Origin of the sequence: Brumimicrobium mesophilum (assembly GCF_003025005.1) — a bacterium.
GTDB classification, from domain to species: domain Bacteria; phylum Bacteroidota; class Bacteroidia; order Flavobacteriales_D; family Crocinitomicaceae; genus Brumimicrobium; species Brumimicrobium mesophilum.
On the sequence record NZ_PVSS01000010.1, the window covers coordinates 87,107 to 106,402 of the forward strand.

Annotated in this window: 14 protein-coding genes; 9 read left to right on the forward strand and 5 right to left on the reverse strand. The window is 33.0% G+C overall.

All coding sequences use genetic code 11. The features are described from left to right. Positions 1 to 38 precede the first annotated feature (38 nt). A complete protein-coding gene (locus C6368_RS11480; protein ID WP_107039356.1) occupies positions 39 to 1,415 on the reverse strand; it encodes an aldehyde dehydrogenase family protein in 1,377 nt (458 codons plus the stop codon). Between the two features lie 142 nt (positions 1,416 to 1,557). Here C6368_RS11480 and C6368_RS11485 point away from each other — a divergent pair, with 142 nt between their 5' ends. Next, on the forward strand, positions 1,558 to 3,003 hold the full coding sequence (locus C6368_RS11485; RefSeq protein WP_107039357.1) for an oligosaccharide flippase family protein: 1,446 nt from the start codon (positions 1,558 to 1,560) through the stop codon (positions 3,001 to 3,003). 52 nt (positions 3,004 to 3,055) lie between these two features. Here C6368_RS11485 and C6368_RS11490 read toward each other — a convergent pair whose 3' ends face one another. Further along, positions 3,056 to 3,373 carry a hypothetical protein gene (locus C6368_RS11490; RefSeq protein ID WP_107039358.1) on the reverse strand — a complete coding sequence of 106 codons (318 nt, stop codon included), beginning with the start codon at positions 3,371 to 3,373 and terminating at the stop codon, positions 3,056 to 3,058. Between the two features lie 433 nt (positions 3,374 to 3,806). Between C6368_RS11490 and C6368_RS11495 the strand changes: the two genes are divergently transcribed. The 6 genes from C6368_RS11495 to C6368_RS11520 all read left to right on the forward strand — a co-directional run bounded on the left by C6368_RS11495 (position 3,807) and on the right by C6368_RS11520 (position 12,044). Continuing rightward, the gene (locus C6368_RS11495) at positions 3,807 to 5,099 is read left to right on the forward strand and encodes an aminopeptidase P family protein (protein WP_107039359.1); all 1,293 of its coding nucleotides are present in this window, start codon (positions 3,807 to 3,809) and stop codon (positions 5,097 to 5,099) included. Between the two features lie 34 nt (positions 5,100 to 5,133). Beyond that, positions 5,134 to 5,904: an alpha/beta fold hydrolase gene (locus C6368_RS11500; RefSeq protein WP_107039360.1), complete on the forward strand. Its 771-nt coding sequence runs from the start codon at positions 5,134 to 5,136 to the stop codon at positions 5,902 to 5,904. Positions 5,905 to 6,262: 358 nt separating this feature from the next. Further along, positions 6,263 to 7,042: a LytR/AlgR family response regulator transcription factor gene (locus tag C6368_RS11505; RefSeq protein ID WP_107039361.1), complete on the forward strand. Its 780-nt coding sequence runs from the start codon at positions 6,263 to 6,265 to the stop codon at positions 7,040 to 7,042. Next, entirely contained in the window at positions 7,039 to 9,963 is a 2,925-nt protein-coding gene (locus C6368_RS11510; RefSeq protein WP_107039362.1) for a sensor histidine kinase, read from the forward strand. Before C6368_RS11505 ends, C6368_RS11510 begins: the two co-directional genes overlap by 4 nt. Before the next feature lie 47 nt (positions 9,964 to 10,010). Continuing rightward, positions 10,011 to 10,259: a hypothetical protein gene (locus tag C6368_RS11515; RefSeq protein ID WP_107039363.1), complete on the forward strand. Its 249-nt coding sequence runs from the start codon at positions 10,011 to 10,013 to the stop codon at positions 10,257 to 10,259. Between the two features lie 228 nt (positions 10,260 to 10,487). Beyond that, the gene (locus C6368_RS11520; RefSeq protein ID WP_107039364.1) at positions 10,488 to 12,044 is read left to right on the forward strand and encodes a hypothetical protein; all 1,557 of its coding nucleotides are present in this window, start codon (positions 10,488 to 10,490) and stop codon (positions 12,042 to 12,044) included. 151 nt (positions 12,045 to 12,195) lie between these two features. Here the strand turns inward: C6368_RS11520 and C6368_RS11525 are convergent, their stop codons facing one another. Next, complete coding sequence (locus tag C6368_RS11525; RefSeq protein ID WP_107039365.1) at positions 12,196 to 12,834, reverse strand: MBL fold metallo-hydrolase; 639 nt, start codon at positions 12,832 to 12,834, stop codon at positions 12,196 to 12,198. 153 nt (positions 12,835 to 12,987) lie between these two features. Here C6368_RS11525 and C6368_RS11530 point away from each other — a divergent pair, with 153 nt between their 5' ends. Then, positions 12,988 to 14,175, forward strand: coding sequence for a M20 metallopeptidase family protein (locus tag C6368_RS11530; protein ID WP_107039366.1), 1,188 nt, complete (start codon positions 12,988 to 12,990; stop codon positions 14,173 to 14,175). A gap of 165 nt (positions 14,176 to 14,340) precedes the next feature. Here the strand turns inward: C6368_RS11530 and C6368_RS11535 are convergent, their stop codons facing one another. Both C6368_RS11535 and recQ read right to left on the reverse strand, forming a co-directional pair. Continuing rightward, positions 14,341 to 15,402 carry a methyltransferase domain-containing protein gene (locus C6368_RS11535; RefSeq protein ID WP_107039367.1) on the reverse strand — a complete coding sequence of 354 codons (1,062 nt, stop codon included), beginning with the start codon at positions 15,400 to 15,402 and terminating at the stop codon, positions 14,341 to 14,343. A 142-nt stretch (positions 15,403 to 15,544) separates the two neighbouring features. Next, on the reverse strand, positions 15,545 to 17,737 hold the full coding sequence (gene recQ, locus C6368_RS11540; RefSeq protein WP_107039368.1) for a DNA helicase RecQ: 2,193 nt from the start codon (positions 17,735 to 17,737) through the stop codon (positions 15,545 to 15,547). Positions 17,738 to 18,068: 331 nt separating this feature from the next. Between recQ and C6368_RS11545 the strand changes: the two genes are divergently transcribed. Further along, a complete protein-coding gene (locus C6368_RS11545; RefSeq protein ID WP_107039369.1) occupies positions 18,069 to 19,259 on the forward strand; it encodes a phosphoglycerate kinase in 1,191 nt (396 codons plus the stop codon). Positions 19,260 to 19,296 lie beyond the last annotated feature (37 nt).

A 19,296-nucleotide genomic window follows, 5' to 3' on the forward strand; every position in this document is an offset into this window, starting at 1 on the left:
TCACGCTCTAGCAATTCGTAATTTAAATTCATAATTATCTAAACTCCCAAGATCCAACGGATAACCTTCAACTTCTTCGAAGTATAAGGCGGATATTTAGCACTAGGATCTAACCATGTTGCTTTATCCAACACACTTTTTTTATGTGTAAATGCATCGAAACCAGCTTTTCCATGGTAATTTCCCATTCCACTGTTCCCTACACCACCAAATGGTAAATTGCTATTAGTAATGTGCATTATAGCATCATTCACAGCTCCACCTCCAAAAGAGATTTCATCAATAATTCTTGTTTTCACAGCACTTTCACCCGTAAAAACATAACATGACAAAGGTTTTGGGTATCTCTTCACTGCCGAAATAGCCTCCGATAAGTTATCATATGTTAGTACTGGCAATATAGGTCCGAAGATTTCTTCTTCCATAACCTTATCAGAAAAAGAAACATTACTCATTACAGTTGGCGGGAAATAGCGAGTTGTTTCATCAAGTTTTCCTGAAAAATAGGTTTGATCTTCTGAAACCATTTCTTTTAAACGTTGAAAGTTTTTCTGGTCAATAATTTGAACGTAATTGTCATTCTCAAATGAAAATTCCATTTCGATTATTCTGTTTTTTAATTTTTCAAGGAATTTATCTTTAATTGAAGATTCAACCATTACATAATCTGGAGCGATACATGTCTGTCCAGCATTTAGAAATTTTCCCCAGACCAACCTATTCACAGTAACATCAAGATTACAACTTGCCGTTACAAAAGCAGGACTTTTCCCCCCAAGCTCCAGGGTAACAGGTGTTAAATACTCTGCCGCAGCTTTATAAACAATTCGACCTACATTTACACTACCAGTAAAGAATATTTTATCCCATTTTAATGCTAAAAGATTTGTTGTTACCTCTACTCCACCTTCAACCACATGTAAAAATGATTTATCGAAATTTGAATTCACGATATCAGCAATAATACTACTTGTGCCAGACGGAATTTCACTCGGCTTTAAAACGACAGTATTTCCAGCAGCGATTGCAGCAATTACTGGTGCAAGGGATAGTTGGATAGGATAATTCCAAGCGCCAATCACCAAGCACGTTCCTAAAGGTTCTGGATAGATATAACTTTTCGCTGGAAAATTCAACCAGTTCGTTCTTACCCTTTTACGTTTGGACCATTTTTGAACTTTTGAAACTGCCTCATCAATATCCAAATACAAAAGTGCCAACTCTGTAGTAAAAGTATCAAATCTTGATTTTTTGAAATCTTTATGAATTGCAGAATAAAGTTCTTCCTCTTTTGATTTTAAAAGTGATTTTAATTTTTTCAATTTCGTGACCCTATAGCCAATCTCTTTTGTGGAGTTTGTACTGAACAATAAATTTTGGTCATCAATAAGTTGCCTTAAACTCGCTTTTTCCATGCTCTAAAATATTAATATTAGTTGAATAACAAATCAAGATTAGCATTTGTTGTAGAGATATTAAATCAATCGAAGTATTCTAAAAAAGTTAATCATTGGTTTTACTATATTTGCCGAGTCAATAAACACGAAGACGATTTCAATGCAAAAGATTTTTTTTAGCAATCTGTTTTTCATCATTCTGCTTAATCTCCTCATCAAACCATTGTATGTTTTTGGGATTGACATTCAGGTGCAAAATATTGTAGGTTCAGAAGATTACGGATTGTACTTCTCATTATTAAATTTCTCCTTAGTACTTAACATGTTTTTAGATATTGGAGTCACCAACTACAATACCAAAAACACTGCACAGAACCCTAACATGCTAACCAAATATATTGGTTCTTTTTTCGGGTTAAAGATTATGCTCGGAATTTTATATGCCATTATATCCATAGGTTTTGCGTTATTCCTAGGCTATTCTGATAAGGAAATGTATTTCTTAAGCTTCTTTATACTCAATCAAGTACTTGTAGGTTTAATTCTTTACATCAGAAGTAATTTTTCAGGAATGCATATGTTTAAAGTTGATGCCATTCTTTCAGTTCTCGACCGATTATTGTTAATTATCATTTCTGCATTCTTAATTTATGGACACTGGTCCGAAAAACCTTTTCAAATTGAATGGTTCATTTACGCTCAAACTTTTGCATACGGTGCTACATTGATCATTGGTTTATTGCTCACGAGATTCAAAATTGGAAAAATTAAGGTTAAAGCAAATAAGGTTCTTTCGTTGGCCATTTTAAGAAAAAGTACACCTTTCGCAATTTTAATTTTGCTGATGATGCTGTACACGAGGATGGACGCTGTGATGCTAGAAAGAATGTTACCTAATGGAAAAGAACAGTCAGGAATTTATGCACAAGGTTTTCGTTTACTTGATGTAATTAATATGTTCGCTTTCCTTGTAGCTGGACTTCTTTTACCGATATTCTCAAGATTATTAAGTGAATCGAACTCAATAAAGCCAATTTTACAAATGGCTGGAAAATTCTTAATTGGAGTTTCTTTAGTGGTGGGAATAGGATTAGCCATGAATTCAAAACTCACTATTGAAAGTATCTACAACAATAACTTAAGTGAATCATCAAATGTATTCTTCTGGTTGATTTTGTGTTTTATTCCATTATCCTTTTCTCATGTATTTGGAACCTTACTTACTGCCAACAATAACCTTCGTCTTTTAAATCAAATGGCAATTTTTGGAGTTATTCTTAATATAGGGTTAAATCTAATTCTCATTCCGAAAATGGAGGCCCAAGGTGCTGCAATTGCAACGATAATAACACAATCCTTTACTGCTTTACTCCAATTATTACTCGTTATGCGAGTTTTCAAATTCTCCATCGATTGGAAAAGTATTTCTCAATTAGGAATATTTGTAATTGTTTACGCACCCCTGGCATATTTTATGAACGATTATTTTCAACAAATTTGGAGTTTAATTGCAACAGTAGGGATAGGATTCTTATTATTGATTTTCTTAAAACTAGTTCATTTTCAAGATCTCTTAGCCTTATTAAGGACGAGAACAGAGTCATAACGAAGTCCTTCTAGAAAGTTTTCAAGAATAGCCTAAATGACATACACCTCTATTATGCTCTAATCTGCTTCACTCTATTTAAAGGTGTAAATTCATTAATCTCTATATTATCCCATCCTTTCTTTGTGAAATTTAAAGTATAAATCATTCCCTCCTCTGTAGGATAATATTCAAAATCCTCCATCAAAGAAATTGAAACGCCTTGGGCATTTAGCTTGGCTAATAATTGATTTAAATCTGTTGGTCCTAACATCAAAACTGTTTCAATCAAAATCTTTCCTTGAATAAATTGAACTTCTACTTCTGCCAATTGTGTGCGTTCTTCAATTTGAATATGCTGAACTGTTAACTTGTTGAATCCGTTTTTCATAACTTATGTTTTTAATTACAGGACAAATCTACAATGGAAGGACGTAATCTATTTACGTAGTAAACATATATAAATTCCATTAGTGTCCTTACACCAACTTTTAAAAGCAGTGATTCACTTGCTTTGGTCATCTCATTAACATAAGTCAACTCCTTGAATTTTAAAACTCTGTGCTCTTAACTAGTAAAACTTCTAATTCGGTGACATAATTTTTTAAAAAAATATTTCTCGAGCAAATAATACTTTCGGGTTTATTAATTTCCGATGCATCACTCCTTTATCATTAACAATAGAAGTTTTGCATGACATCCTTAGGTTATACCTTCGGAAATTAATATCCCAATAATTCCTTTATAAAAAGCTATAGAATTCCTATCTTGCCACAATGCTTTAAAAAGCGCTATCTTGAACATTTAAGAAAAAATTCAAACCAATGAAATACGAAAGAATAGACAAAAGATTATTTGAAAAGAACAGAAAAAACTTCATGCAAGCAATGAAAGAAAATACTGTTGCAGTTTTCAATTCCAATGACATTTATCCAATTAGTGCAGACAGTTCGATGCCATTTGAACAACACCGTGATATTTTTTATTTATCAGGAGTAGATCAAGAAGAAAGTATTTTAGTAATGTTTCCTGATGCTTCGGATGAAAAGCACCGTGAAATTTTATTCTTAAAAGAAACAAACGACCATATTGCTGTGTGGGAAGGTGAAAAATTAACTAAAGAAGCCGCCTTTGAAAGTACGGGAGTGAAGACTGTCTATTGGCTCCAACAATTTGACACAATCTTTAATCAACTGATGGCTGAAGCAGAAGGAATATACTTCAACACAAATGAACATTTACGTGCTAACACAGAAACACAAACAAGAGAAGATCGTTTCATTTCAAAATATAAAAAATTATACCCAGCACATCAAGTACACAAGAGCGCACCAATTATGCATCGATTAAGAAGCGTAAAAGACGAAATCGAATTAAATTTGATGCAAAAGGCTTGTGACATTACTGAAGGAGCGTTTAAACGTGTTTTGGAATTTACTAAACCAGGAGTTTGGGAACATGAAATTGAAGCTGAAATAATTCATGAATTTATTCGTAACCGTTCCAATGGTTTTGCTTACACTCCGATTATTGCATCCGGAAAAAACGCATGTGTTTTACATTATGTTGAAAACAATCAAGAATGTAAAGACGGTGATGTAATCTTGATGGATTTTGGAGCGAAATATGCAAATTATGCATCAGACCAAACAAGAGCTATTCCGGTAAGTGGTAGATATACTGATCGTCAAAAAGAAGTTTACAACGCGGTTTTACATGTGAAGAAAGAATCAGAAAAATTACTAGTTCCTGGAACATTGATTCCTGAATACCACAAAGAAGTTGGTAAATTAATGGAAGAGCAGTTGGTAAAACTTAATTTACTAGACAAAACAGATATTAAAAACCAAAATCCAGATTGGCCAGCATACAAGAAATACTTTATGCATGGAACATCTCACTTTATTGGTTTAGACACGCATGATTCTGGATTATACCATAAGCCAATTGAAGCAGGAATGGTCTTTACATGTGAACCAGGAATTTATATTCCAAATGAAAATTTAGGAATCCGTTTGGAAGATGATTTAATTATTCAAGATGGGAAACCTGCAAAGAACATGATGACTGGTATTCCTTTGGAGATTGAGGAAATAGAAGAGTACATGAACAAGTAATGATAATTATATTATGAGAACTTTATAATCATAAATGAATAAAGAACAAATTTTAAATTACAGGATAGTTGGAAACGGCTATCCTGTTGTTTTTTTGCATGGATTTTTGGAATCCAACAAAATGTGGGAAAACTTATTGAAACATCTTCCACATATTCAAGCGATTTGTATAGAATTGCCTGGGCATGGAAAATCTAAATTACTTGAACAAGAATTAAGTTTAAATAATATAACAGAAGCTGTAAAGCTCACCATTCTCGAAATTACTAATGAAGCTTTTTCCATTGTTGGGCATTCACTTGGTGGATATGTAGCTTTACATTTAGCAGAAGACATTTCACTCTCAATCAATGAAATTGTTTTGCAGAATTCTCATCCTTGGCCAGATGGAGTCACGAAAAAAAATGATCGACATCGCACGGCAAGAGTAGTTGAATACAATAAGTCATTGTTTTTAAATGAAGCTATTCCGCGGTTGTACTACAAGGCTGAATTTTATGAAACTAAAATCAATGAATTGATTGATGAAGCTAATCTTATGGGCGAAGACGCAATAATTCAATCCCTTTATGCTATGAGAGATCGCTCAGACAAGAATCACGTTTTAGAAAGTTGGAAAGAGAAAATTCATATTATTCAAGGAGAATTTGACCACCTTATTGATGCAAAGAAACTAGAAAAACAAGCAAAAGAAAACAATAACAAATTTCATCTTATCAAGAATATTGGCCACATGGCGCATCATGAAAATGAAATAGAGGTGGCTAGGTTATTGGGTTTTTTATGGCAAAACTTAAGGATGTAATGTCAACTAGATTACAATCTGTATTCAGACTAATTTCCATTGTCATTAAACACCCATAAGTCAGCGATTTTTGGAGAAATGTATATTTTTTTCATGGTGTATATTTTTAAATTCACTACAATATATATCCATTTTGCCTTGATTAAAAATTTAAAATGTGAATCCACTATTCTATTGATTTAAATGGTGATTTTGGAAATTATTCAGTTTTCGAAATATCCCTAAATTGAAATTTATTGATAAACAAAACCGCTTTTCTGCTATAAATAATGTTTTGAAGAGCGGTGTAGTTTAAATTTTTTTCTACTCAATTTCGGCACCTTTATTTTTTATTCTTAATTTAGTTCAAAAGAAAAATATGGAATTACGCGCTATTATTGTTGATGATGAGGAACTGGCTAGGAAAAACCTAATGATTATGTTGGAAAATTATTGTCCAGAAATCGAAGTAATTGGCGAAGCGGGTGATATTGAAGAAGCCGAAAGTCTCATTATTAGTGAAAAACCGGACGTAGTTTTCCTTGATATTCGTATGCCATCAGGTTCCGAAGGTTTTGATTTATTGGAGCGTCTTGAGGACAGAAATTTCCTTGTGGTATTTGTTACTGCATTTAAAGATTACGCTATTCGTGCTTTTCAAACCAATGCGGTTCATTACATATTAAAACCCATTGATGATGAGGATTTAAGAACGGCAGTTGATAAACTTATTGCAACAAAGGAAACTTTCACCAAGCATCCGGAGAATTATGACAATTATTTCAATGCATTGCAAAATTTAGCCGATCGACTAGTTCACAACAAAACGAATAATCGAATTGCTATTTCGCATACAAAAGGTGTGAAAATTGTTGAAGATGACAACATAGCTTACCTCGAAGCAAGCGGAAATTGTTCAATGATTTATTTTAAGGATGAAACGCGTTATTTAGATACAAGAACATTGAAAGTTTATGAAGAAATTCTGAACAGCAATAAATTTTACCGTATTCATAAGTCACATATTATCAATTTAGATATGATTAAAGAATATGTGAGTGAAGACGGCTATACTATCGTATTGAAAAATGGAATTCAACTTCCAGTTGCAAGAAATCGTGTTAGCGCATTTCTTAAAACGATTAAAGGTAAAGCATGAAGCAATTTTATGTATTACTTTTATTTATCTGTTTTTGTAGTTCAATAACTGCTCAAAAGTTTTCATTTATCCAATACAACACCAGTAAAGGACTACCCCAATCTCAAGTGAATACGATTACACAAGATGAGTCTGGGTATATCTGGGTTGGTACTTTTGGTGGTTTGGCGCGCTTTGACGGTCAAAACTTCACCAACTATGGGAAAAATAATGGCCTTTTAAACAATAGAATTACAAAACTTGAAGTCATTGATGGTCGTCTATTTATTGGGCATCAACAAGGAATATCTATTAAAAACGCTGACAATTCATTCACTTCAATTCCAAACAGGCAAGATACGGTTTTGAATGATGTTTCGGGCTTCTCAACTTTAGATTCAACGATCTATATTTCTACAAATGGTGGTGGACTTTATATTCTTAATCTCGAAAAAAAATCGATTGAAAAAATAGAAAATAGTCCTGCGAGAATTAGAAACATCATCAAATACAAGGACAAACTATTCTTGGCCACACGAACTGGATTACATCAATTTGATGGGGTTAATTTCAAGGTTATAGAAAACTCAAAACAAACTTCATTCTCAGGAATAAAAATCAAAGGAAATAAAATTTATGCTAGTTCCTTTAGTGGAGCACTTTTTGAAGTTGATGTAAATAAGTCTGAAATTAAAGAAATACTTTATAGCGACTTTCACATGTTTAGAAACGTGACTATAGATCATAAAAACAATTTCTGGTTAAGCTCTAGAAACGGTATTCTTTTGGTGAAAGAAAACGACACAATTGATATAACAGAGGCTTCAGGATTACCTACAGAGGATATTTATGAGATCTTTGAAGATTCAGAGGAAAACATTTGGATTGGAACAAATGGAAAAGGCATCATTCGATTTACTGATGAAGTCTTTACCTACTACAATGAAAGCAGCGGTTTACCAAGTGATTTAATTATCGCCTTGGAAATGGATAAATACAAGAACAAATGGATATCAACTCTTGATCAAGGTGTTTTTAAAATAGATCCAAAAGGAAATATTTCTAAAATTGATTTTATAAACAGCGGTGTTTGGCAAATAGTTTGTCTTAATGAAATCGTACTTTTCGCTTCTAACTTTGGACTACATGTTTATGATTATAAACAATTTAAAAGTTACTATAAAGAAGAAGATGATTTGCCTTCAAATAGAGTTAAGGGAATTCACCCGTTGAATGATAGTATTTTTTTGGTCAGTACGAATGAAGGAAGTATCTTATTTAATTCCATAACCAGACAAATTTACAAAGGCTATTCTTCCTTAGATGAAATTAAAGGAGTTAGAGATTTTGAAACTAAAAATGAACTTTTGTATGCTGCTTCTCCTAATGGTATCTATACCATCACCAAAGATTTTGTAGTCGAAAAAGATTATTTCGATTCAGGAATTAACAGTATAGCTTTAGATCATTTAGGCAATTTATGGATAGGAACAGAAAATGGTCTTTACATCAAAAAAGATGGTAAATACAAACGTCAAATTCTCGAAAAAGAAGAAAATTTAGAATTCGTGAATTTTATCCAGCGTTATGATACATTAATGTTTATAGGTACAAATAATGGATTGTATGAAGTTGGCTCCAACCTGAAACATAATTACCATTATGGAATCACTTCCGGATTAATTGATTTAGAAACAAATTTAAATTCTAATTATTTAGAGAAGAACAGATTCTTGTGGTTTGGAACTGCTTCTGGACTTATGAAAATGGACCTTGAGAACAGAAGTTCATTAATGAAGAATGCTAAACCAAAGCTACACCTTACCCGAATCACTATAAATAATAAAGAACTGAACGATAAAAACGTCGAAATATACAATACCGATCATGATACTAAAACCCTCACAATGAAATTCACGGATAAGAATATTTCCTTTAATTTCGATGGTATATATATGACTAATCCTGGAAGTTTAAGGTATAGTTATTTTTTGGAAGGTTTTTCAACCGATTGGTCACCTCCAAATAACAATTCAAACGCTAGTTTTACCAATTTACCACCTGGAGAGTATCTATTTAAATTCCGTGTTGACAACGGAAGTTATGCTACATCCGACATTTTTTCTCTTCCTATCGAAGTGACTCCTCCATTCTACAGAACTTGGTGGTTTTACCTTATAGTTGCAATTATTGTTTTACTTCTTATTTTCACTATTGATAAAGCAAGGCACAAAAAATTGGAAAGTAATAACTATAAAGTAAAATTAGAGTTTCAAAATAAATTATCAAAATTAGAGCAACAATCATTGAATGCTAGTATGAACCGTCACTTCATATTTAATGCTTTAAATTCTATTCAATATTACATTAATGTGGCAGATACCAAGTCGGCAAATAAATACCTATCAAGATTCGCTAAATTAATTAGAAAAAACCTAGATAGTTCATATCATAAAGACGGAATGGTGGCCTTGTCTGATGAGATTGATCGTTTAAAACTATATTTAGATTTAGAAAGTATGCGCTTTATTGATCGTTTTACTTACTCAATCAATGTTGATCATGAGGTTGAAGCAGAAGTACTAAAAGTTCCCGCCATGTTTTTACAACCCTTTGTAGAAAACAGTATAATTCATGGAATTTTACCCATGAAGGATAGAATGGGTGAAATTGTAATCAATGTCAAAGAACATCTCGATCATATTAGAATTGAAATCAAAGACAATGGAATAGGAATTGAGGATTCACTTGCCAATAAAAATCCGGATTCAAGCAATCACCAATCTCAAGGGATGATGATTGCCAAAGGAAGAATAGAATTACTTCAAAAAATTTCAGCACGTTCGATAGAAATGGTTGGCCCCCTTCAAATCAAAGAAAATGACACATTAGTCAATGGAACTATAGTAACCTTCAAAATCATGAAACAATATTTGGAATAACAACATAAATTCCATAGTTTTATGGTTACTATATAAAAATAGTCGTCATGAAAAAATTAATATTCGTAATATCTGGATTTCTTTTACTTTCCTTAGGAAGTTGTAATAAAGATGAAATCAATCCAAATCAACATAGAGATTTTGAATCAAGAGAATTTTGTTTTGGAGGAACAGATGATGACAAGTCATGTACTGGAAACACGTCAACTGGAAGTAGAGGGACTAACGATCCAACAATTACCGACCCAAATAGAGATGAAGACGAAGAAGTAAAATCTAAGCAAACAAAGAATTAATCAATAATAACTTATATGAAAAAGAGCTGCAAATTGCAGCTCTTTTTTTTTGTGATGATTTTCTAGTTCACCCTCAAATTAGACGTTCATTTTAATCAGAATAATTAACAGGTCAGTAAATCAATTATACGTTTTACAAATTAAAATAATACGCTCCATTAATAACTTGTATATTAGTATAACAACAATATAAACAACATGTCTTAGTATAACAACAATATAAACAACATGTCTAAAACTGCATCTCCTGCACTATTTGAACTAATAGAAAGTTTAACAAAAAGTGAAAAACGGTATTTCAAAATTTATGCTTCCCGACATACAATCGGTGAAGAAAACAATGGTATCCGCATTTTTGACTTTATCGATCAGCAGGATGAATTTGAAGAAGAGGCAATATATGATCATTTTAAAGGTGAAGCTTTCTTAAATCAATTTCCTATTACCAAAAACAGACTATATGAGCAAATAATTAGTTCCCTAGACGCTTTTCACTCTTCAAAAAACCAAGATGCACAACTATTTAAAATGCTTCACAGCATTAATATACTATACAGTAAGGGGTTATATGACCATGCAGTTGGAGAATTAAAAAAAGCAAAAAGACTTGCCAAAAAACACAATAAATTGGCAATTCTACTTCAAATAGCAAATGAAGAAAAGAAGATTCTAGAAACTCAAGGATACAAAAAAGCAGATGCGATAAGCCTTGAAAAGCACGCTGAGGAAACATTTGACTTAACCGCACAATACAACTTATTCAATGAGTTGTGGATGATTAAAAGTAAATTATTTATTCGTTTGAATCAATTTGGGCAAGCCAGATCTCAAGAAGAGGTAGAAGAATATACAAACTTATTCAAAGCATTCAAAAGTATTAAAAAGCCAAAAGAAATTACGTTCAAAAATCAGTACTTGATTCACCACATTAAAAGCGCTTATAATTTTGCGATATTAAATAATAATGAATCTCTTAAGACTTTAAAAGCGAATTTAGAACATTTCAAAAAGAACTCTACTAAAATAAAAGAATACCCAAATCAGTATTTTTCTATTCTTACAAATATTATTCACTTAGAATCTAAATTCGGGAATTCAAATGCCATTCACTCTCATTTGAATGAGTTAAAAGCATTTCCACATCAACTTTCTTCCAATATTACAAACGATTTAGCGATAAAATTATTTTCAAGTATAAACAGTATAGAACTAAAGGTACTTAATCAAGAAGGTAACTTCGAAAAAGCGACTCTTTTAGCCGATGGTATTAAGGAAGGAATGGCAAAATATGAATCCGAAATAACTCCTTTCAGAAAGGCATACTTAGCTTTCAATATGTCGATTGCCTTTTTTGGAAACGAAGATTTTAACCAAAGTCTAAAATGGATCAATCTAATTCTCAACAATAAAGAATTAGATCAAAAAGAAGATATAGTTTCTTTCGCTCACCTCGTTAATCTATTGATTCATTTCGAATTAAAAAATGACACTTTACTTCCTTATGCTATTAAGAGCACGAAGCGCTTTCTAACAAAACGACAAAGGACATTTAAATTTGAAACAATTTTCTTGAAACAGCTCACAAAAATTTCAAATGCTCAATCCAATTATGAAATTGAAGACCTTCTTCAAAATGTAGACGAAGAAATCGCAGCATTGAAAAATGACCCATTTGAGTCTGTAGCCTTTGAATATTTCGACTTCCATGTTTGGTTGATTTCTAAATTGAAAAACAAATCATTCCAATTGGTCAAAAGAGAAGTTTATTTAGGTAAAAGGGCTTAGTTTCTTTTTTTGAACACCTCAAATTTAGTGACTGATACTGGATTCATGTCTATATAATGATGCCTTCTCCGGTGTCACTTAGAAGCCTTCGACATGCAATATCACCAGATTACTCTTTGGTGAAAGATCTAATTGAAGTCAACAACTCTTCCTACCACATAATAGGATTACTCTTTTTCTCATCTCCGATAGTAGTTTCCGGACCATGACCTGTATATACCAAAGTATTATCTGGTAGAGCAAACATTTTTTTAGTAATCGATTCTTTTAACGTTTGCATATCACCTCCTGGCAAATCTACCCTTCCATAACTTCCTTTAAATAAAACGTCTCCGTTGATAACCAATTTTTCTTTCGGACTATAAAATACAACATGACCTGGAGCATGACCCGGGCAAAACAACACTTCAAACGAAATGTCTCCAAAAGTTAAAGTTTCTCCTTCTTTAATGAATTTATCTGGCATTGGAGAATCTTCAAATTCATTCAATCCGTACATTTGCGCACTTCTCCCTCCCATTTTCATCGTTACCAAATCTGCTTCGTGTAAGTACAAATCCACATCATATTCACGTTTTATAAAAGCGTTTCCCATAATGTGATCTAAGTGACCATGTGTATTTAATAAAGCTTTTACTGTTAATTCATTTTTAGAAATATAGTCTCTTAACAATTGACGCTCTTCCTCAAAATAACAACCTGGATCAATGATCACAACATTCTTGTTGTCATCAATCGCTAAATATGTATTTTCTTGAATGGGATTAAAAGTGAATTTAACTATTTTCATGTCTTGACTTATTAAGAAACGCAACAATAAAATTGCTACTTGATTTTTAGTATTTGAACCTATTGCTATTGGCTGACAAAATTAGCATCTTTGTAATTGATAAAGGAATAAATTCTATAAAATTTTATTCTGCCAACTTCAAATATAAATATCATGGATCAGCATTTACGTGAATCGATAATTAAAAAATCGGAAGAACTTTTTGAAAAAGTTGTGGGATATCGTCAGCACTTACACAAAAATCCTGAATTATCCTTTCAAGAATTTGAAACGATGAAATATATTTCTGAGCAGTTGACAAAAATTGGAATCCCTCATGAAACTGGTGTTGCTGACACTGGAATAATTGGAATCATTTGCGGTGATCATCATGATTCAGATCAACCTTACATTGGATTAAGAGCAGATATAGACGCCTTGCCAATTTTGGAACAAAACAACGTGCCATATATTTCGCAAAACCCAGGAGTGATGCATGCCTGTGGACACGATGTTCATAGCTCGGTTTTATTAGGAGCAGCAGAAATCCTATTCGGAATGCGTAATGAATTGAAAGATCCAATAAAACTAATTTTCCAACCAGGTGAAGAAAAAAATCCTGGTGGGGCAAGCCTGATGATTAAAGCAGGTTGTCTTGAGAATCCAAAAGTCAAAGAGATGTATGCACTGCATGTATTTCCTGATTTCGAAGTTGGTCAAGTTGGTACAAAAGAAGGCATATACATGGCTTCTTGCGACGAGGTTTACATTGATATTATAGGTAAAAGTGGTCACGGAGCAACTCCTCACGAAACAATTGACAGTATTTTAGTTGGTGCTGAAATCATTCTATCTCTCCAACAGATTGTGAGTAGAAAGTGTGATCCAAAAATCCCATGTGTATTGAATTTCGGTCATTTTGAAGGATTAGGCACAACGAACGTCGTTCCAGAGAAAGTTCACATTAAGGGAACTTTTAGAACGATGAATGAAGAATGGCGAGCTAAAGCTCTAAAACAAATAGCAAAACAAGCCGAACTTATTGCCGAAGCACACGGCGCAAAAGCGATTGTAGAAATAAGCAAGGGATACCCCTTCCTCGAGAACGATGTTGAACTAACCCGAAAGTTTGTAAAAAAAGCAAACATCTGGCTAGGTGAGGAAAATGTACACGATTTACCGATTCGTTTAACGGCGGAAGACTTCTCATTTTATGCCCAAGAAATTCCGACCTGCTTCTTTAGAATTGGAGTTAGAAACCAAGAAAGAGGTATTGTTCATGGGGTACACAATGCGAAATTTGATATCGATCATGAAGCATTAAAAACAGGGATGCAAATGATGGTGATGGCGTGTTTATAAATAATTACGAATTCGTGGATAGTTAAGAGCAGTTTGTTCCTACAATAGAGAATCAATGTTTAACCGAGGGACCAAACAAATACAGAACAGAAACTGAATCTTAGCAAACACTACTTCGAAAAACTCTACACAAGTGTAAAAAATTAGTGTCTTTACGGTTCAAATTTAACAACAACTTCCGCCAAAACCATCACCTTCAGCATTCTTACTGCTAAAAGGAATGTCCGTTCCACAACCTTCATAAATACCGTAATGAGTTGCCCAATCTCCAAAGAAATCGAAATGCTTTTGATACCTAGTATCGTTCAACATTCTGAATGTATTTCCACAAACACTCAATATTTTCCCCTTTGGAAATTCATGGTGTCCGTCTAAAAAGAAATTTTCTTTTTCGGTTTTTAATGTTCCTTTATAACGAACTGCTTGACCATAATCTTCACAATATTGTTCTAAACCATCAATTTTAAACAAGCGATAAGTCACAGAAAAGAACTTTATGTTCCCAACTTTATCTTCTAATTCCTTATTCTCTATAGTAATTGGCTCATCTTCTGCTACTCTAGGATCTAAAAAACCAACTTTTCTAGCTACTTTCATAAAATCATTCCAATACAAAGCACCACTTAAACATTCACCCCATAGGACCTGATCATTTTTTAATTCTTTGGAAATTCTTCTATCTGAATAAACATCAGAGAAATACATTTCACCTCCTGGTTTAAGCAAATTATATGCATCAGCTAAGACTTTGACTTTGTTAGATGCCAAATTGATAACACAATTAGAGATAATTAAATCAAAAGATTCTGGAGCAAAGTTTAATTCGTCCAATTTTTCGATATTACCATTTACAAACTCTACATTAGATTTTGCATAACCAAACTTCTCACGGTGATATTCCAAGTGTTTATTAGCTACATCCAATTGCTCTTGAGTCATATCTACTCCAACAATTTCGCCATATTCTCCCACTAATTGAGCAGCGATATAGCAATCTCGCCCGCTCCCAGAGCCTAGGTCCAAAATACGTAAGCCTTTTACTTCTGAAGGAATTGTGAGTCCACAGCCATAATATTTATCCAAAACTTCTGGATGAATATTCTTCAAAGCATTTTTAATTTCAATAGGAGGAGCAACAGCTGTGCAACAAGCGTTTGTTTTTAAATCTGTTGAACTTTGTAATTGCTTTCCGTAATAATCCTTAACGCTATCGTGAACTGTTGACATTTATATTTTTTTTAACAAATGGTTTTTCGTGAACTTGTGAAGTTGTAATTGAATGGATGAAAAATTTTCACACCCACACTCAATAATAATCACTACAGCATCTAACCACTTTAAACATTAATACTTTAACATTAGGTATTTCTTAGTTTGCCATTTCAGACATAAACTTAATACGCATCAATCTTAATTCCTCTTCAGTATAATCACCATCAAACTCGTCATAAGCCTCTTGAAGGGAATCTGTTTCCGCTTCTGAAAAATAATCATAGATTTCTTCTTGATTATCATCATCAAGGATTTCATCGATATAGTAATTAATGTTTACCCTTGTTCCCGAATTAACAATCATTTCGATTTCATCAATTATTTCCTCCATCGATTTTCCTTGCGAATTACTAATGTCCTCCAAAGGTAATTTTCGATCTATATTTTGAATCAACTGTACTTTCAATCCAGATTTGTTGACCAATGATTTCACGACCATATCTTGCGGACGTTCAATTTCATTATTCTCAACATATTCTTTTATCAGTGAAAGAAAAGGTGCACCATATCTTTTTGCTTTACCTAAACCAACTCCTTGAATATTTGTCAACTCCTCTTTATTAATAGGATATTGGAACGACATATCTTTTAAACTAGCTTCTTGGAATATAACGAATGGTGGGATATCCTTATCTCTAGAAATTTGCTTACGCAGATCCAACAAGGCCTGAAACAACTCTTCATCAAAGGTATCTTTCAATCCCCCCATTGAAGGGTCATCACTTAAATCCTCATCAATAGTATAATCGTGCTCCTTTACTAAAATGAATGAATGCGGTTTTTTTAAGAATTCATGTCCTCTTTCCGTCATTTTAATGACACCATAGGACTCAATATCCTTAGAAATAAGACCTGCCACTAAAGATTGACGAATTACAGCATTCCAAAACACAACATCCTTTTCTTTACCCGAGGCAAAATGAGGCAATAAATTATGTTTATATGAATTTATTTCAGTGGTGTTTTCACCATGTAAAAATGCACAAATATGTTTTGCACGCTGCATTTCCTTTAGTTCAACTACTGAATGTAAGAGATTCAGAACATCTTCTTTACCTTCTGTTTTTTCTTTAGGATTTCTACAATTATCACACATTTCCGAGCATTTGGAATCATCATACTCCTCACCAAAGTAGTGTAGCAAATACTTTCTTCTACATATTGATGTCTCAGCATAGGAAACAATTTCAAATAATAGTTGACGACCAACTTCTTGCTCCGCAACCGGTTTTCCTTGTAAAAACTTCTCTAACTTCTCGATATCTTTATAAGCATAAAAAGCCACACATTCTCCTACTCCACCATCTCTTCCTGCACGACCAGTTTCTTGGTAGTAACTTTCTAAGGATTTTGGAATATCATGGTGAATTACAAAACGAACATCTGGTTTGTCAATTCCCATTCCGAATGCAATCGTAGCTACAATCACATCTGCTTCTTCCATCAAGAAAGCATCTTGATGTTTTACTCTTGTTGCAGCATCCATTCCCGCGTGATAACCTAATGCATTAATTCCGTTAACACGTAAAATCTCCGACAATTGCTCTACTTTCTTACGAGAAAGACAATAAATAATTCCCGATTTACCTTTACGCTTTCGGATGTACTTTATGATTTCCTTTTCAACATCTTTTTTCGGGCGAACCTCATAATAAAGATTATCTCTATTAAAAGACGCTTTATATAAGTGTGCATCCAACATATTCAAGTTTTTCTGAATATCCTGTTGAACTTTTGGAGTTGCAGTTGCTGTCAATGCAATAATTGGCACGTCCGAAATAGCTTCAAAAATCTCTCTTAATCGGCGATATTCTGGTCGAAAATCATGTCCCCATTCAGAGATACAGTGTGCCTCATCAATTGCAAAAAATGAAATCTTCACTGAGGTGAAAAAATCTATATTAGATTGTTTTGTTAAAGATTCAGGAGCAACATAAAGCAATTTTGTTTTACCCGCTTTAATATCTTCCTTCACAAGATTGGCTTCTGTTTTAGATAGAGAACTATTCAAAACATGTGCTACTGAGTCGTCTTCACTCACATTTCGAATCGCATCCACCTGATTTTTCATCAGTGCGATTAATGGAGATACGATTATTGCCGTTCCTTCCGACAATAAAGCCGGTAGTTGGTAGCACATCGACTTACCACCACCCGTTGGCATGATAACAAATGTATTCTTTTTATCGAGAATACTTTTTATGATAGATTCTTGATCACCACGAAACTGGTCATAACCAAAATATTTTCGCAATGCTAAGTTTAACTCGGATACTTCTGTAACAGACATATTTAACTGATTTTCTCACATAAATATACAAAAAATAAGCAATTAGATTTTATAGAATCGTTAAATTGTAAATAAATTTAGGCTTAATAAACATAACACCCTATTTAGAAAACTGAATTTCCATAGACAAACAAGTTCCCAAGGTGTATAAACACCAAAAAATCACGTTTTTACGATTCAACTTTTTGCACCAAAAACTAAACTATTTTTTTTTGAAATTATTTTAAATTAATTTGAAATTTCGTACTTGAACAAGCTATTTCCTAAAATTAGGGAATCAGATTTTTGATATAAAAGATTGTATTATTTTTGTCAAAAAAAATTCTAGACTATGAGAACTATTTCTGACGTTGACTTTCAAAATAAACGCTCTTTAATCCGCGTTGATTTTAATGTTCCACTAAATGAAAACAATGAAATTACAGACAATACAAGAATTAAAGCAGCTGTTCCTACCATAAAGCTAATTTTAGAAAATGGAGGCAGTGTTATCTTAATGTCTCACCTTGGAAGGCCAAAAGGAGGTTTTGAAGAAAAGTACTCTTTAAAACATATCGTTGGTGAATTGGAAACGCTAATTGATCATGAGGTGAAGTTTCTTGAGGATTGTGTTAGTGATGAATCAATTGAATACACTAAAAATCTTAAAAAAGGCACTGTAGTTTTACTAGAGAATCTAAGGTTCTATCCAGAAGAAAAGGAAGGTGATGAAGATTTCGCAAAGAAATTAGCAAATCATGGTGATATTTATATCAATGATGCATTTGGAACTGCTCATAGAGCACATGCCAGTACGGCAATTATTGCTAAAAACTTTCCTAATGATAAATATTTTGGTTTACTTTTAGAAAAAGAAATCAAGAACATTGATATTTTGCTACATGACCCTAAACCACCAACAACGGCGATTATAGGAGGAGCAAAGGTAAGTTCTAAAATTACAATAATTGAAAACTTATTAGACTCTGTAGATCAGATAATTATTGGTGGAGGAATGGCCTACACCTTTATAAAAGCAAAAGGAGGAAAGGTAGGTGACTCTTTAGTAGAAGATGATTTTTTAGAAACTGCAAAAAAAGTACTAGAAATGGCAGATTCCAAAGACGTGACTATTCATTTACCAACAGACACAATAATTGCGGATCGATTTGCAAATGATGCCAATGCTAAATCATGTAACATCAATGATATCCCTACAGGGTGGATGGGATTAGATATTGGAACAGAATCGATTAAAATTTTCAACAAGGTTATTCAAACATCTCGCACAATTTTATGGAATGGTCCAATGGGAGTATTCGAAATGGAATCTTTTAATAACGGAACTATAGCTATAGCAAATTCCTTAGTTAATGCAACTTCGAACGGAGCCTTTACTCTAATTGGAGGAGGAGATTCAGTTGCGGCAATTAACCAACTTAATCTTGGAGACCAAGTCAGCTATGTTTCCACAGGCGGCGGTGCTATGTTAGAATACCTTGAAGGAAAGGAATTACCAGGTATAAAATCAATTACGAATTAGTCAATTACGAATTGGGTAATTACGAATTCAATTAGGC

What these genes read in the sequence shown, in the direction of transcription:
- C6368_RS11480 (WP_107039356.1), bottom strand. Translation starts at nt 1,415, where the DNA reads ATGGAAAAAGCGAGTTTAAGGCAACTTATTGATGACCAAAATTTATTG.
- C6368_RS11485 (WP_107039357.1), top strand. Translation starts at nt 1,558, where the DNA reads ATGCAAAAGATTTTTTTTAGCAATCTGTTTTTCATCATTCTGCTTAAT.
- C6368_RS11490 (WP_107039358.1), bottom strand. Translation starts at nt 3,373, where the DNA reads ATGAAAAACGGATTCAACAAGTTAACAGTTCAGCATATTCAAATTGAA.
- C6368_RS11495 (WP_107039359.1), top strand. Translation starts at nt 3,807, where the DNA reads ATGAAATACGAAAGAATAGACAAAAGATTATTTGAAAAGAACAGAAAA.
- C6368_RS11500 (WP_107039360.1), top strand. Translation starts at nt 5,134, where the DNA reads ATGAATAAAGAACAAATTTTAAATTACAGGATAGTTGGAAACGGCTAT.
- C6368_RS11505 (WP_107039361.1), top strand. Translation starts at nt 6,263, where the DNA reads ATGGAATTACGCGCTATTATTGTTGATGATGAGGAACTGGCTAGGAAA.
- C6368_RS11510 (WP_107039362.1), top strand. Translation starts at nt 7,039, where the DNA reads ATGAAGCAATTTTATGTATTACTTTTATTTATCTGTTTTTGTAGTTCA.
- C6368_RS11515 (WP_107039363.1), top strand. Translation starts at nt 10,011, where the DNA reads ATGAAAAAATTAATATTCGTAATATCTGGATTTCTTTTACTTTCCTTA.
- C6368_RS11520 (WP_107039364.1), top strand. Translation starts at nt 10,488, where the DNA reads ATGTCTAAAACTGCATCTCCTGCACTATTTGAACTAATAGAAAGTTTA.
- C6368_RS11525 (WP_107039365.1), bottom strand. Translation starts at nt 12,834, where the DNA reads ATGAAAATAGTTAAATTCACTTTTAATCCCATTCAAGAAAATACATAT.
- C6368_RS11530 (WP_107039366.1), top strand. Translation starts at nt 12,988, where the DNA reads ATGGATCAGCATTTACGTGAATCGATAATTAAAAAATCGGAAGAACTT.
- C6368_RS11535 (WP_107039367.1), bottom strand. Translation starts at nt 15,402, where the DNA reads ATGTCAACAGTTCACGATAGCGTTAAGGATTATTACGGAAAGCAATTA.
- recQ (WP_107039368.1), bottom strand. Translation starts at nt 17,737, where the DNA reads ATGTCTGTTACAGAAGTATCCGAGTTAAACTTAGCATTGCGAAAATAT.
- C6368_RS11545 (WP_107039369.1), top strand. Translation starts at nt 18,069, where the DNA reads ATGAGAACTATTTCTGACGTTGACTTTCAAAATAAACGCTCTTTAATC.